Origin of the sequence: Vibrio sp. SG41-7 (genome assembly GCF_014164465.1) — a bacterium.
GTDB classification, from domain to species: Bacteria; Pseudomonadota; Gammaproteobacteria; order Enterobacterales; family Vibrionaceae; genus Vibrio; species Vibrio splendidus.
The window spans coordinates 37077-52469 of sequence record NZ_JACJFF010000010.1; the positions used below are offsets into that span (position 1 = coordinate 37077).

The following is a 15393-nucleotide window of genomic DNA, read 5'->3' on the forward strand; positions in this document are numbered from 1 at the left end:
AGGGTGTGAGCCTTACTTGGGCTTGCATCGAATAGCTTTAGTGAAGCTATTAAATGAAGAGTAATCATTAACATTTCACATAAGATATCATAACAATTGTTTTATAAAGCTTGAGCTGTCTGTTTTGCGATAATAGAAAGTGACCGCACCGACAGAAACGTGATTACTTTATCAATACGCCCGTAAATTATACGAATAGCGCGCTCAATCAAGCAGTAAAAACCTTTTATTATTTAATAAGTTAAGGTCTAGAGATCTAAAAAATCGCACAAGCTTTCACTCATGCGATTTCATTTATGTCATATCCATCGACTAACCCGAGGCTCAACGAACTTAGAGAATAATCATCCCATCGCGATAAGTCAGAGCAGGAGAAACGTCTTGGCCAAGTAAGACCGGGCCATCAAGGTCGACGATTTCAGATTGAACGGCGATAGGCAGAGCTGCACGCATCGCTAATGATGTACCAAGCATACAACCAGACATCAGCGTAAATCCTAGCCTTTTGGCTTCTTCTGCAAGAACCAATGCTTCAGTCAAACCGCCCGTTTTATCGAGTTTGATGTTGACCATTTCATACTTACCCAACAGCGATGAGAGCTGTGAAGTAGTATGACAGCTTTCATCAGCACACAGTGGGATCGGGTGATTGATGTGTGCCAGTGACGCATCGTGCTGCTGTGGAAGAGGTTGTTCGATCATCGCAATATCAAATTTTGTCAGTTGATTGAACAACTCTTCGAGATTCAGCCCCGTCCACGCTTCATTGGCATCCAGTACAATCTGAACATCTGCCGCCGCTTCTCGTACCGCGCGAACACGCTCTACCACTTGCTCTCCATCAAGCTTCACTTTCAGGAGTTTTGCCCCATTTTCGACATAGTCTCGAGCCTGAGTCGCCATCGCTTCTGGAGTGCCAATCGAGACGGTCATTGCTGTCACGATTTGATTGGGTAACTCAAACAGGCTATTTGGGAAGACCTGGTCATGTTGTTTAGCTTCAAGCTCCCAAAGCGCACAATCGACCGCATTTCGCGCTGCCCCTCCGGTCAATAAAGACTGAAGATGATCTCTTAGCTCTGCCGGATCGGTAACGCCTCGCTCAAACATAGCTTCAAGTGCGCTAGACGCTTGTTGGATTTGCGCTAACACAGACTCCGATGACTCGCCGTATCGTGGGTAAGGCGTGCATTCGCCCTGAGCTCGTTTGCCATCATGTTCAATGTAGACACGAACAACGTGACACTCGGTTCGGCTGCCACGAGAGATGCGAAAAGGCGTTTGCATCGCGATAGTAATGGGTTCTGCTGTAATCTTCATAATTTCACTCGGTTGATGTTCGCTTTAACAAATGGAAACGTAGAAATGATGAAGTCGTTAAAGTGAATGTCGCAAATGATCAGTAATGTGTTGTACACCAAAACGCACTGGATCCGTCACGGGCACTTGATAGAGTGTGGTCCATTCTTGGCATAATGTCTCAGCGTCTTCACCGCTAATTGCCGACGTGTTCAAGCAGATGCCGACCAGTTTCACGTCTGGATTCGTCAGTCGTGCCGCTTGTAAGTTGGCTTCAATCGTCTGTTCTATGCTTGGCAATTGAGCATGAGGAAGGTTACGAATATGTGGTCGCCCGACTTCATGGCACAACACCAAAGCATCGGCTTGTGCGCCATGTAATAATCCCAAACTCACGCCTGCAAACGAAGGGTTGAACAAAGAACCCTGCCCTTCAATGATGTCCCACTCGTGGTCGGTAAATTCGGGGCTAATCGCTTCAACCGCGCCGGAAATAAAATCCGCAACCACAGCATCAATCGAAATTCCGCTGCCTTCAATCAAAATACCGGTCTGCCCTGTCGCTTTAAACTGAGCAGATGTTCCCACTTGTTTAAGCGATTTTTCAATCGCTAATGCCGAGAACATTTTACCTACTGAGCAATCTGTTCCGACAGTAAGCAGGCGCTTACCCTGACGAGGCTTACCGTTACCAACCTTTAGAGAACCATCAAAATGGCGTACATCATGAAGCTTAGTCAATCCTTGCTGTTGCATGTCAGCAAGCGGTGAAAATTCACTCAATCGTTGGTGCATGCCAGATGCAATCTCAAATCCCATTTCTGCAGCAGCCATTATGGTTGACTGCCAAGAATCAGGAATGACGCCCCCCGGATTTGCAGTGCCAATCACCAGCGTCTTCGCACCCTGCGCTTGCGCCTCTTGTAAGGTCATGTCAGTTAAGCCCAGTGAAACGATATCGCCCGTTAAACGCAGTTGACCTAGGCAGATTTCAGGTCGCCACTGGTGAATACCGCGAGCAGTTTTTGCGGCGAGTGGGTCAGTAACATCCCCAAGAAAAAGAAGGTAAGGTTGAGCGATAGACATGAGTGTTCCTAATTAATAAATCCTTGTATGGATTTACTTTAATTAGGAATTAGATAGCTGCCGAATACCTATTTATGGCGAGCCTATAACCTTAAGTTATAGGGTGAGTATAGATCTTCAATGAAGCGATAAATTGCTTAACGGAAATTGACTGAGGGGTGTGCTCTGCGCAAAGCATCGATACCGAGAATTGAATATCTGGTTGAAGTGGCAACACACAAACCGCATCGTCATTTTGATACTGATCTGCCGTCCACGGGTCAACAATCGCAAATCCTGCTTGGTGCTTCACCAGTTCCGCCGCCGCGCTGTATCCACGTACCGATATAGGGTGGTGATAATGCTCATCGCGTGCAATAAGGCTTTGATGTAACAGGAGGCCTAATGGATCGCGGCTATCAAGCCCGATTATTGGTAGCGGATAATTGATAAGATCATCTAGCGTTAATTCTGCCGGTAACTGCTCAACCGTATTGGATGGAACCAAAACCTTGAGCGATTCGGTTAATAGCGTTTCACTTAATATCGCAGGCGGTGCTTCATCGCCAAACGCGATAGTAATATCAAGCTCATGCTTTAACAACCCAGCACACAGTTCATCACGGTTTGCTGTCAGCAACTCAAAAGAGAGCTCTTGTTCGCGAGACATTTGAGCAATCACTGGCGTCAGCAACTTGGTCGCCAGAATCTGCGGCGCGCCAATGCGTAAATGCTGATGGCCTTGCTTGACTTTGTTGGTCAAAGAACGAAATTGACCCAGTTGTTGGTAGACCTTCTCCGCTTCTGGTAACAAAGTTTTCGCTTCAACCGTTGGCACTAATCGCCCTTTAACACGTTCGAATAAACCAAACCCAAGTTGTTGCTCTGTGTGCGCCAGAATACGAGTCACATTAGGTTGCGACACATGTAGATTACGTGCGGCTCCAGATACGGTTCCGGTTTGCATGATGGCGTAAAAGACTTCCAACTGTCTTAGGTTCACATTGATGTCCTTATGGTTCGCGAAACAAATCTAGGGGTTGGCTTTTCTTGTATTAGCTAAGCTGGTTATCGGTCTATTTATTTGGCTATTTGCGTGAGTTTATTTTAGTAACTCAGCTATCGTAGGTTGAAGCACCTCAGCCCAAGCTTGGTAAGCTTTAGCATTCAGATGCAGATCATCACACGAGTACTCATTCGACAAAAGCTTATTAGGTGACAATACAGAATTCACATCTAAAAACGCAATGCCTTGCTGAGAACAGTACTCGCTTATCTTACTATTGAGCAGTTCAACCGACGAATTCAATCCTTGCAGTTTAGATCCCACATAAAGCGTTGATTGCACCAAGATTCGAATATCGTTTTCTTGCCACACCTTGAGCATATCAATGTAGTTCTGGTAGATATGTTCGACATCATACCCCTGAGCTAAATCGTTTATCCCTGCCATAAAACATACAAGTTTTGGTTTCACATTCAACGTGGTATCAATACGGTGCAACATGCCTGTTGTGGTATCGCCCGCCAAGCCGCGATTGACCATCGAGACATCGCGGAAAATATCTGCCCAAGGTGCCCACTCGGTGATCGAATCACCAAACATCACTAAGTCTGCATTTGGAGAAAAATGGCGATGATTATCTGATGTCATGATGTAACGGCTCATGCTATGGCCTCGTTGTTGAATCTCAGACTGAAGAGCGACCGCTTTGAGAATATCACTATCCAGCGTAGTGCCATCAAATTGAGCCAGTAACCCTTCGATGTGTGGCTTAAAAGGGCTAAGACGAGTACTCAGTTGGTGGTGTTCTTTAAGGGAAGATAACCTCTCTAATAGTGCGTATAGAGAGCTATTTTGACCAACTTCTTGGAATAACTGATAAAGATCGAGGACAGGGTGTTGTTGCAGCGCGGCAAGTAATTGCTTGTCTTCCATGGTGTTATCTAACCCTTCAATTATCTAATGATGAACCAAAGATAATATCCGATTGCTTACGGGATAGATAACACTAGAAGCAGATCGTTACTTTTACTAGAAGTAAATAGTTACTTTTCTTTGACTAATAAGTGATTGCGGTTATCACGGCTTTTCTTAATCAGCTCGTTGCTCTCGTCCATTTCATCAGATTTCGCAAGGCGATCATAAAGTAGCACGTTAACCGTCGCAGCCAAGTTCATGCAACCAACCGTTGGTACATACACGACGTGATCAGCTCTATCCGCAACATCTTGAGAAATAGAGCCGTCTTCAGGGCCAAAGATATAGATAGCGTTTTCAGGGTGTTTAAAACGAGGCAGTGGTGTCGCACCTTCTGCTAGTTCTACACACACAATCTGAGTTTCCGCGTCAAGATTATTTAAAAATGACTCAGCGGCAGTAAGCGGGATCGTGCGCGCTGCGCTCTTCGTATCAGTGTGGAATTTAGCGGCTTTTTCGTAGCGTTGCCCTGTGTATTTAACTTCGTCGACTTGGTAACAACCAGCCGCACGCATAACAGCGCCAACATTCGTCGGGCTCTTTGGGTTAGTTAAACCAATAATCACATGGCTTTTGTTCATGAATATTTCTCACTTAACGAATAAACATAGCAAGGTGCTACAAAGGGCCGCATTCTACCAAAACAACGTCGAATTCAAAAGCATCGATACAAACTCGCTTTTTCGCTCTTAAGCCTTTAATTGCAAGGCATCTCACATTAAAAACTTAACCGCCATCATGTTTATCAAACAAAAATATTCTAGGGTAACAATTAGACAACAAGCCCATTTACATTTTGAAACCACATTAATAATGTGTTGAAAATTGTATGAGAAAATCACACAGGAAGCGTGAAATGACCCTAACCATCAAAAACCGCCTTTATATTCTCTCTTTCATTCCTTTGCTACTAATGGCAATTGGCATGATGAGCGTGACGTATATGAAGAGCACCGAGCTAACCGCACAGCAAGTAGAATCGACGCGTAGCAATATGATGGCGATGAAAGAAAAGGAACTCAAAGCGTACCTGCAAATGGCCTACTCTTCGATCAGCCCATTTTTAGATAAAGGGGCAACACTAGAAGAGGCTCTACCAACATTGAGAACCCTAGAATATGGCGAATCAGGCTATATTTTTGGCTATGACTCTAAAGGTGTCCGAGTTGTGGTTGGGCAAAGTAATGATGGTATTGGTAAAAACTACTATGACCTTCAAGACAAGCAAGGTAATTACCTAATCCGAGACCTGATCAAGAACTCAAAACTGGGTGAATTTACGACTTACTATTTCCCGAAACCGGGCCAATCTGTCGCGTTACCAAAACTTAGCTACTCAGTATTTGTTCCGCAATGGGACTTAATGCTTGGTACTGGATTCTACACCGATGACATCGACGCTGTTATTGCCGAGATGAAAGAAAGTTCGAATGTCGCGCTACAAAGTTCCCTGACTGCTATCGCGATTTTCTGCGGATTGATTGCCCTAGTGGTAGCCGTTTTCGCTGTTGCAGTGAACCGCACCATCATGCAACCTCTTGAGCAGTTCGACCGTTCAATTAGTGCCTTTGCAAGTGGCGAGGCCGATTTAACCGCTCGAATGGAAAAATTCAAAGCCCCTGAGTTCACTAAGCTCAGCGAGAACTTCAACGCCTTCGTTGCTAGCCTACAAACCATCATCCGCAGCGTGAGTGATGTTGGCCAGCAAGTCGTCGCTGAAACCAGCAGTATGTCTTCTCGCGCCGCTCAGGTTGATGAAATTGCCACTGGTCAGCGTGAAGAGACTGAACAAGTTGCAACAGCAATGACCGAAATGACAACAACAGCACAAGAGATCTCCAGTAACGCAAGTCAGGCAGCTGACTCAGCGAAGCTTGCAGAGGGTAATGCCAAAGAAGCTCAACAAATAGTGAATGCGGCTGCCAACTCTGTTGCTGGTCTTGCTAGCGAAGTATCCGAAGCCAACACTGTGGTATCTAGATTAGAGGGTGATGTACAAAACATTTCGTCGTCACTGACGGTCATTCAAGATATTGCCGAACAAACAAACTTATTAGCACTGAATGCAGCAATTGAAGCCGCTCGTGCAGGTGAGCAAGGGCGAGGATTTGCAGTGGTTGCGGACGAGGTTCGTAAACTGGCAAGCCGAACTCAAGAAAGCACTGGTGACATTCATAAAATGATTCAGCAGCTAAAAGCTGCCTCAGATGCTGCCGTGAAAGCGATGGATTCGAGCCAAAATAAAAGTGCTCAAACGGTGGAAGAAGCAAATGCCGCAGCCGCAGCACTGGCGAAAATCCAAGAGTCGATTGATACGATCATGGACATGAACTCATTGATTGCTACCGCGACAGAGCAGCAAAACATTGTTGGCCAAGAGATATCTCAACGCATTGTGGTGATTTCCGATCAAAGCTCACAATCGGCATCATTAGCGAATCAAAACCGTGCGGGGAGCCAAAACCTCAACAGCCGCGCAAATGAGCTGTACCACTTGGTTGATCGCTTCACGGTCTAGGACATTTACGGTCTATTAAATAGTAAGTAAACGCTGCTTATAAATAACAAGTAAGCGCTACTTAACGTTAAGACTTTTCACACTAAATAAGAACGGGCTTCAGAATCTCTACTCTGAAGCCCGTTTTTAATTAAATGGGGTATTGATGTAAGGGTGCATATTGCACGGCTCTAAGACCCAAATTCAGCCTCAACACAACTTTGATTCAGAGGACAATGTTCACACTTGGGCTTAGGGTTACAAAACTGCTGACCATGTTCGACCAGCAAACCATGATAGTGGCCGTACTTTTTAGTATCTAGAGGGATCACGCTTTCCATCAAGGTTCGAAATTTTTCATACGATTTAGGCACATCGAGCCCATTGCGAGTGAAGATCCTTCTTGCGTACGCATCAATCACAAAAGATGGTTTACCTATCGCATACACCAGAATCGCGTCAGCCGTTTCACCACCGATTCCTTTGACTTCCAATAGCTCATTTCGCAGCTTATCTTTGTCCTGTTCTCGCACCACAGACATATCGTATTGATACTTCAAAAACCACTCAGTCACGGCCTTCAACTTAATGGCTTTTTGATTGTAGTAGCCACTCGAACGAATCTTTTGGGCAAGGTCATCAAGATCCATACCGGCTACTGAGCTTGGATCGCACTTATCGCCTAAGTTGGTGAGCGCTTTCTCTGCGTTCTTCCAGTTGGTATTTTGAACCAGAATAGCGCCCAAAACTATCTCGTAAGGGTCTTCCCTTTGCCACCAATCAAAATAGCCATAGTGCTGCTCAAGGGTATCGAACACGCTAAGGATCAGCTCTGCTTGACCCTTTGAATTGTTGTGGCTTTGGGTCATAGAACTAATCCAATTGCTCAGACAGGAAGTCCACTAGCAAGCGAACCTTTGAAGACAGGTTACGGTTCTGAGGATAAAGCGCCCATATCCCTTCTTTGTCGTCTCGATAATCGGATAGCACTTCGACTAACTCTCCCGACTCTAGATCTTCACTCACGTAATATTCTGGCAGTTGAACCAAGCCAATGCTCTGTTTAGCGGCATCCAATAAGGCTAAGCCACTGTTACACCTAATTCGTCCATTAACACGAACCGAGCGAGGGCGTTTATTCTCTTTGAAGCGCCAATGTTCAAAGCCACCGACCAAACATTGATGGTGACTCAATTCAGAGAGCGTATGCGGCTCACCATAGCGTTCAATGTATTCAGGGCTTGCACATACATAAAGCTGTCGCTGCGATAACTTCTTTGCGACCAAGCTTGAATCTTCTAAGCGGCCAAGACGAATCGCCACATCAACACCAGAATCGATAAGATCGAGCTTTTGATTGGTCAGCATCAGCTCAAGTTCTACTTGTGGGTGAAGCTTTAAAAATTGATGAAGTATTGGAGCGAGTTGGCGTTCACCATAAGTCACAGGCGCAGTGACTTTCAGTAAGCCTTTTGGTGTGGATTGCATCTGCGTGACCGCAAGCTCAGCAATTTCTAAGCCTTCAACCAGCAACTTACACTGTTGATAATAGAGTTGCCCGGCCTCTGTTAGAGACACCTTACGCGTCGTTCGATTGAGCAGTTTCACCGCGAGTCGTTCTTCGAGATTTGCTACTCTACGACTGATTTGAGCCACCGACGTAGCGAGCTTCTGCGCCGCACCGGTAAAGCTTTCACGCTCTGCCACTGCAACAAACTCACTTACCCCTTCCCAATTGGCCATGTTTTTACCTTATGCTGAACGATGGTTACCCAGACAGTGTATTGAAGATAGGTATCAGTGTCACCTTGCTTGATATGCGCTGTTCATAAATGGTCTGCATCTACAATCGTTCAAAATCAATACAACCAACACCTGACATTTCTCCATATTCCTTACCTAATACTAACAAAATCGGCTTTTCTCCTGACACTCATCTTACCACTTCATTGGTATGTTGGTTCTGTACCGGAACACAGGTATTCCAACAAAGTAAGGTAATCCTATGAAAAAATTAATCATACTTGCATCAACTCTTGTTCTCAGCACCACAGCGTTTGCAGCAACTAAAACAACGATTCAAGAAACAACGCTAAAGTCTGATACATTTGTTACTGAAGCGGAAGCATACGATGCAGGCACAAACCTTATGGATGAGTTAAGCGCAAAAACACCTTTTGAGCTTTCAAGAGAACTGCCACAGTTCCAACAGACAACCAAATACGATTCGTTCAAGATTGATGACGCGAATATGGAAGTGAAGAAAATCACTAACATGAGCGGTGACATTCATTACCAAGCGAACGTAAAAGTTGACTACCGTTACACATACAAAGACGGTCGCAGCAGCTAACACCGAATGATTGATCAGGTCTAAAAACTGATCACGTAGTCAAAAAAACTGATCACCTAGTCAAAAAGAAAGCCCGCACTCATAGAATGCGGGCTTTTTTGTCGTTCAGCTATGATTAATGGAATTCAAAACGAGCAACCATTATCAGCTCATATTCGTCTGGCTAATTTTGAAGATTACACTTCAAACTGAGACACAAGGCTATCAAGCGCTTCACACTGTTCGGCCAATGCCATGCAAGCATTCTCAGCGCTGCTCGCCATTTCAACCATTTGCATGGTGCTTTCAGCGATGCGTTGAACATTCTTGTTCACTTCTTCAGACACTTGAGACTGTTGCGAAGCTGCCGTCGCGATTTGTGTGTTCATGTCATTCATCTTGCCGATTGAGTTACGAATCTCACTCAGTGAAGACGCCGCCGTTCCTGCCTGAACAATGGTTTTCTCGCCACTCACTTTGCTTTCAGTCATCACACCAACCGCGTGTTTAGCGCCCACTTCTAAGCGTTCAATCATTGATTGGATTTCGCCAGTGCTGTCTTGAGTTTTACTCGCCAACGCTCTTACTTCATCTGCAACTACGGCAAAACCACGGCCTTGCTCACCGGCACGAGCGGCTTCAATCGCCGCATTCAATGCAAGCAGATTGGTTTGCTCTGCAATGCCTTTGATCACGCCAAGAATTGAAGCAATGTTCTTCACATCGGTATCCAGATCTTGAACCACCCCACCCGCGTTCTCGATATCTTGCGCAAGGCGTTCAATAGAAGTCACGGTTAAACCCAGCGTCGTATCAGCCGATTCCACTTCATGATTGGCAACGTTACTTGCAGTTGCGGCATCCAGTGCATTACCACTGACCACTTCGCTAGTTGCTTGCATTTCATGAACCGCCGCAGCTACCACTTCACTTTCTCGCTGCTGATTTGAAGAAAACTCAGCAACACTTTGCGTGAGTGATTTGATGTTTTCCATCTCGCCACGTACTGCGTTCGATGTGAGAATAACTTGTTCCACGGTTACATGGATCTTGCCAACAAACTGGTTAAATGCGGAGCTTAAGCGAGCAATTTCGTCGTTGCCTTCAACCTTCATGCGTTGAGACAAGTTACCGTCGCCCGATGCGATCTCATTCATCGCTTTCTCTACGTTCTGGATTGGTTGGACGATAAAACGGTTAGATAACCACATCGCGAAAAGCGCAGCGAAAACAGCGACCGCCATACCCACTTCAATGATCAACTTACTTGATTCGATAGAGTCAGCAGCTTGCTGACGAAGCTCTTTCTGCTTCTGTTCAATCAGGGTTCTGATATCACGAAGCTGAACACGAATGATTGCAAACTCAGCGTCTAATGCTGGCGAGTAATTGATGTTGTATTGGTATGCGCTGGCAGGGTCTGCAAACATTGGCTCATGCAGCGCCACCCACTTGCTCATCGCGTTCACAAGCTTTGACAACTCACCGCGAGAAGAAGGATCTAGCACGCCCGCTGCATATAAAGTTTCCACACTTTCAAAACGAGGAACCGCTTTGTAAGCATTGTCTTTAAACTCAAATTTTTGGTACTCAATCGCCGCTTGGTCTTTCGCGAGTAATAGACCTTGAGCAGAAGCGATAACTTGGTAAATGTCACGATACCCATCTTCCAAATTGTCTAACACGGGCTGAACCACATTATTCAGCTCATGGTTGATCGCAGCCTGAGCATTAGATCTAATGACATTAAGCACAGTAACAGTCGAGAAAACAATCACGATCACCATTAGTGGAATCGCAATTTTACTCTTAATAGATAGGTTGTTGATACTCATAAGGGGGTTAATAACCACACAGTAAATAGGGACGCGCGCATAATATACAGTATCAATATAAAAGCTAGCTAAAAGTTTGTGAACCTAGTCGCATAGAAAACGTTACCCTTGAATCGACTGTCTATTATTCAACCAAAGGTCAACTTTAAAAAGTAGAGCCAAAGACGTTTTTGCACTTATTTACCACAGACATGCTCAAATACTGGAGAAGTAATGGAAATAGCACCATAATGTACGGCTCAAAAGTAAATAGGTATGAACATGAAAATTTGTGGTGTTGAAATCAAAGGTAACGATGCTGTCATCTGTCTTCTTTCTCTGTCAGATGGTGTATTTAATATCCCTGATTGCCGAGTTTCAAAGGTTGCGATTAGCGACGCTAACGACACGCAGAATATGAAAGACTTTCAATTCTCTTTTGCAAAGTTAATGGAAGATTACCAAGTAGACAAAGTTGTGATTCGTCAACGCCAAACTAAAGGCAAATTTGCTGGCGGTGGCTTTGGTTTCAAACTAGAAGCAGCAATTCAACTGATCGACGGCCTAGACGTAACCGTTGTATCACCTGCTGACATCAAGGAGAGCCTTAAGCGCAACCCTCTTATGATGAAGTTCAAAGAAACTGGCCTTAAGCAATACCAAGAAGCACCGTTTACAACGGCTTACGCTTGTTTAATGCAGCGCTAATCAATAGTCGCTAGCCAATATTTGATACAGAAAGAGCCTGAATATTCAGGCTCTTTTTTGTTTCTATCACTCGGCTTTAAACCCAGTTAGTTTTGATGAAATACGCTTACCGCTCTAACGCTGTTCGCCTGCGAGCCTTAATCCATTCCGGCTTCTTCACCACCAAATAAACCGCGGCGGCAGACAACGCGAAGCCCATTGCACCATAGATGTCGAACGACTCACCAAAGATAAGCCAGGCTTGAATTGCTGTCGTCGGTGGCACCAAGTAAAACACCGACGCCACACTTGAAGATGCACCGTGCTCTACCATGTAAAGCAGCAAAAGGATGGCAACACAAGACAGAACCACCACCAGCCAGGTAAGAGTCAACGTGAATTCTACAGTCCAGTTCACTTGCATAGTTTCGTAACGCATTGCGAACGGTAGAAACAGCGCAGCAGAAGCCAAGTATTGCACCATCGCACCGCCGACCATATCTGTCCCCTGACAGAAGCGCTTCTGATACAAAGTTCCGCAGGTAATACCCACCAAAGAAACCAAACACAATAATGTTGCCAAGCCTTTTTGGTCGTCTGACTGCCATTCAATATTGCCCATCAACACCAAACTGATACCCGCAAAACCAAGCGCTAAACCCAACCACTGTGCAAAATTAAAACGCTGCGAAGTACAGCTGATCATAATCAATGCGGTAAGAATCGGTTGCAAGCCAACAAGTAGAGAACTCAGCCCGGCGGGCATACCCATATCAATCGCCAGATAGGTGCCACCAAGGTAGAAACCATGAATCAAGATGCCGACCACACTAGCGTGGAAGAATGCTCGACCACGAGGGATACGACGCTTAAGGATTGCAATCAAAACCAAGAACAGCGCCACGTTGGCTACCATCCTCAGTGAAAGTAATGTTGCGGGTTCCGCGTATTCCACGCCAAGACGTGCGCCGACAAAACCTGACGACCACAATATTACAAACACAAACGGAATCATTTTAATCAGCATTACAAACCTCTGGTCAACTCTTCATCAATGCTGTTACCTTAGTTGGGTACAGATAACTAATAAAGACACAGATATAACACTTTAAATGGTTACAGATTAAAAGTGAGCAACGAGGGAGAATAACGTGGAAGTAGAACTCAGCGGCAATAAATATCTTGCTACCGAACAACATATTAAGGCTCAAATTGATAAAGGGCTCTTTCACCCAGATGATCGTCTTCCTTCGATCCGTCAGTTAAGCGAACAGCTTGGTGTGAGCAAAAACACCGTGATTCGCGCCTATCAAGAATTGGAAGCAACGGGTTGGGTTTACTCAGTACCTAAATCTGGCTATCGCGTAAAGACACCGAACACCACCAACTGGGATACACCCAGCCAACCTCAAAAAGTGGACCTCTTATCTGTCACCAAATCTGTACTCTCTCGCCCGAAAGGTCGTCTGAAACTGCTTGCTGGTTCTGCACACCCGAACATAAACAACCCTGCGATTCGTAGCTTGTACGCCGAGATTGGCCGCCATAGCCGTTTGCAAACTCAACTACCGGGCTACTATCAACTCCCTCCCGGTGACGAGCAATTAGTAAAGCAATTGTTAAAGATCACCCATGATCTAGGTGTACCCGCGGGATCGAAAGAGATTGCGATTACTCACGGTGCTCAACAGGCGATCAGTTTGGCTTTACGTGCACTCACCAAACCGGGTGACATCGTGGCCGTAGAGTCACCGTGTTACTTCGGCAATTTACTTTTACTCGAATCACTTGGTTTGCAAGCCCTAGAAATACCAAGCAGTGTTAGTCACGGAATCGATATTCAATCACTACAGAGTGCGTTGGACAAATGGGAAGTGAAAACGCTGCTGCTGACACCAAACTTTACCAACCCGACTGGCTCAAGAATGCCTCTGGCTAATCGAAAGGCCTTGCTGGAGATCACCGGATCTTTACCGATTATCGAAGACGATGTATTCGGTAGCTTGGCGTTTGACGCACCAATCGCGAGCCTCAAAGAGCTAGATCATCAAGACAGAGTCATCTACGTCAACTCGCTATCCAAGACCTTAGACTCACGATTACGAATCGGTTGGTTACTGTCGGGGCGCTATCAGCCCTTGGTCGAGAAGTATCTACTATGCGATAACATGGGCAGCTCAAACCTGATGCAATCCGCTGTGGGGCAATTCCTCACGACAGGCAAATACCTCAGCCATTTATCTAAGATGAAACGGCTCTATCAAACCAATCAAAAACAATTCCAAAGTCTATTAATACAAGCTCTGGATAGCTACCCGCACCTTGTTGGGCGCTACCATTTGTCAAAGCCGGAAGGTTCATTTCTCAACTGGATAACACTGCCAGAATCAGTCGACAGCTATGCCGTCTATCAAGATTGCTTGAAACACAAATTAGGCATCTTACCCGGCACCGTGTTTGGCACACACGACCAATACAAACACTGCTTGCGTTTCACCGTAGCAAACATAGAAGAGAGTAAAGAGTGGAAAGAAGGCGTGGTGACACTAGCGAAGATAATCGCTAAACATACGTGCTAAATGTCGCCAGACCTAGCTAAACTCATAGAATTGGCGTTAACAAGCTTTGACCTTATTAACATTTTCAACAGCAAAGATTCGCTACACTCGCAGCCTTTCAATGCCTAGCGGAGTTCGACGTGGCAACTATCAAAGATGTAGCAGCACTTGCCGGAGTTTCAACAGCAACCGTTTCACGAGTAATGAACCGTACCTGCTATGTCGAACCTATCACGTTGGAGCGCGTAGAACGTGCAATCAAAGAACTCAATTACCACCGAGACGCACGAGCCACGGCTTTAGCAAGTCGAAGTAGCAACACGTTAGGCTTATTGACGGGCAACTTAGCTGACCCTTTCTTTGCGCTTGTTGCCAAGAGCGTTGAAGAAGTCGCGAGAACAAACGGATACCAGCTGGTTGTGGTGAGTGGCGGGCACAATGCTCAGCGAGAGAAAGAAGGCCTCGACTTCCTAATCAGCCAAGGCTGTGAGGCAATGGTGATTCACTCGAAAATGCTCGATGATGTGACCTTACTTCGCTACTCCTCTCAACTGCCAGCAATGGTGCTACTCAATCGCACTATTGCTCAGATATCAAATCGCTCAGTGTGGGTAGACAACAAACTCGGCTCTCAAGTCTCGGTGCAACATTTGATTGCACTCGGACATCGAAAAATTGCCTATGTCTCGAGCGACCTTCCAATCCAAGATAGAACAGACCGTTTGCAAGGCTACCAAGAAGCCATGAAAGCGGCCAATATCGAAATACAATCAAACTGGATCATCAACCAAAACTTTAGTGAATCAGGTGGTGAAGCGGCAGGTGATATCTTGATAAACCAATGCCCAGAGGTCACAGCCGCCGTCACCTTTAATGATGTTATGGCAGCCGGATTAATGACGAGCTTACAAGATCAAGGTATCTCGGTTCCCAACGATATTTCAGTCATCGGCTTTGATGATGTTTTACTCGCTCGCTACCTTTACCCTCGGTTAACCACCATGCATAACCCTATCGACGAGATGTCGACTTATGCGGCTAACCTTGCCATTAAACTTAAAGCCGCAGGATACGCGCCTCCCAAACAACATAAATTCGAAGCGACACTGGTTGAAAGGCAGACAGTTAAGTCAATCAAGCACTAAAATGAGACAAAATGT

General features: G+C 45.5%; 14 protein-coding genes. 5 read left to right on the forward strand and 9 right to left on the reverse strand.

The features are described from left to right. Positions 1–333 precede the first annotated feature (333 nt). From dgcA to H5300_RS04435, 5 genes are all read right to left on the reverse strand, one after another. Positions 334–1320 (reverse strand): N-acetyl-D-Glu racemase DgcA, encoded by a 987-nt coding sequence (gene dgcA, locus H5300_RS04415; protein ID WP_182795501.1) that lies wholly within the window; start codon positions 1318–1320, stop codon positions 334–336. Positions 1321–1377: 57 nt separating this feature from the next. Beyond that, a complete protein-coding gene (gene dgcN, locus H5300_RS04420; protein ID WP_182795502.1) occupies positions 1378–2385 on the reverse strand; it encodes an N-acetyltransferase DgcN in 1008 nt (335 codons plus the stop codon). A gap of 91 nt (positions 2386–2476) precedes the next feature. Beyond that, entirely contained in the window at positions 2477–3367 is an 891-nt protein-coding gene (locus H5300_RS04425; protein ID WP_182795503.1) for a LysR family transcriptional regulator, read from the reverse strand. 99 nt (positions 3368–3466) lie between these two features. Beyond that, positions 3467–4303 (reverse strand): SGNH/GDSL hydrolase family protein, encoded by an 837-nt coding sequence (locus tag H5300_RS04430; protein ID WP_182795504.1) that lies wholly within the window; start codon positions 4301–4303, stop codon positions 3467–3469. A 110-nt stretch (positions 4304–4413) separates the two neighbouring features. Further along, on the reverse strand, positions 4414–4926 hold the full coding sequence (locus H5300_RS04435) for an RNA methyltransferase (protein WP_182795505.1): 513 nt from the start codon (positions 4924–4926) through the stop codon (positions 4414–4416). A gap of 275 nt (positions 4927–5201) precedes the next feature. Here H5300_RS04435 and H5300_RS04440 point away from each other — a divergent pair, with 275 nt between their 5' ends. Further along, on the forward strand, positions 5202–6863 hold the full coding sequence (locus tag H5300_RS04440) for a methyl-accepting chemotaxis protein (RefSeq protein WP_065206308.1): 1662 nt from the start codon (positions 5202–5204) through the stop codon (positions 6861–6863). Between the two features lie 170 nt (positions 6864–7033). Here H5300_RS04440 and H5300_RS04445 read toward each other — a convergent pair whose 3' ends face one another. Together H5300_RS04445 and H5300_RS04450 are read right to left on the reverse strand one after the other, a co-directional pair. Beyond that, a complete protein-coding gene (locus H5300_RS04445; RefSeq protein WP_061021469.1) occupies positions 7034–7711 on the reverse strand; it encodes an endonuclease III domain-containing protein in 678 nt (225 codons plus the stop codon). Between the two features lie 4 nt (positions 7712–7715). After that, entirely contained in the window at positions 7716–8585 is an 870-nt protein-coding gene (locus H5300_RS04450; RefSeq protein ID WP_017076903.1) for a LysR family transcriptional regulator, read from the reverse strand. Positions 8586–8847: 262 nt separating this feature from the next. Between H5300_RS04450 and H5300_RS04455 the strand changes: the two genes are divergently transcribed. After that, positions 8848–9195 carry a DUF3316 domain-containing protein gene (locus H5300_RS04455; protein WP_017076504.1) on the forward strand — a complete coding sequence of 116 codons (348 nt, stop codon included), beginning with the start codon at positions 8848–8850 and terminating at the stop codon, positions 9193–9195. Positions 9196–9371: 176 nt separating this feature from the next. Here the strand turns inward: H5300_RS04455 and H5300_RS04460 are convergent, their stop codons facing one another. Continuing rightward, entirely contained in the window at positions 9372–11009 is a 1638-nt protein-coding gene (locus H5300_RS04460) for a methyl-accepting chemotaxis protein (protein WP_182795506.1), read from the reverse strand. A 261-nt stretch (positions 11010–11270) separates the two neighbouring features. On the opposite strand from H5300_RS04460, the gene H5300_RS04465 reads away from it, so the two are divergent. After that, on the forward strand, positions 11271–11696 hold the full coding sequence (locus tag H5300_RS04465) for a DUF3010 family protein (RefSeq protein ID WP_010432976.1): 426 nt from the start codon (positions 11271–11273) through the stop codon (positions 11694–11696). Between the two features lie 106 nt (positions 11697–11802). On the opposite strand, the gene H5300_RS04470 is transcribed toward H5300_RS04465, so the two are convergent. After that, positions 11803–12702 carry a DMT family transporter gene (locus H5300_RS04470; protein WP_102458992.1) on the reverse strand — a complete coding sequence of 300 codons (900 nt, stop codon included), beginning with the start codon at positions 12700–12702 and terminating at the stop codon, positions 11803–11805. Between the two features lie 124 nt (positions 12703–12826). Here H5300_RS04470 and H5300_RS04475 point away from each other — a divergent pair, with 124 nt between their 5' ends. Both H5300_RS04475 and H5300_RS04480 read left to right on the forward strand, forming a co-directional pair. Continuing rightward, positions 12827–14254: a PLP-dependent aminotransferase family protein gene (locus H5300_RS04475; RefSeq protein ID WP_182795507.1), complete on the forward strand. Its 1428-nt coding sequence runs from the start codon at positions 12827–12829 to the stop codon at positions 14252–14254. A 119-nt stretch (positions 14255–14373) separates the two neighbouring features. Continuing rightward, the gene (locus H5300_RS04480; protein WP_182795508.1) at positions 14374–15378 is read left to right on the forward strand and encodes a LacI family DNA-binding transcriptional regulator; all 1005 of its coding nucleotides are present in this window, start codon (positions 14374–14376) and stop codon (positions 15376–15378) included. Positions 15379–15393 lie beyond the last annotated feature (15 nt).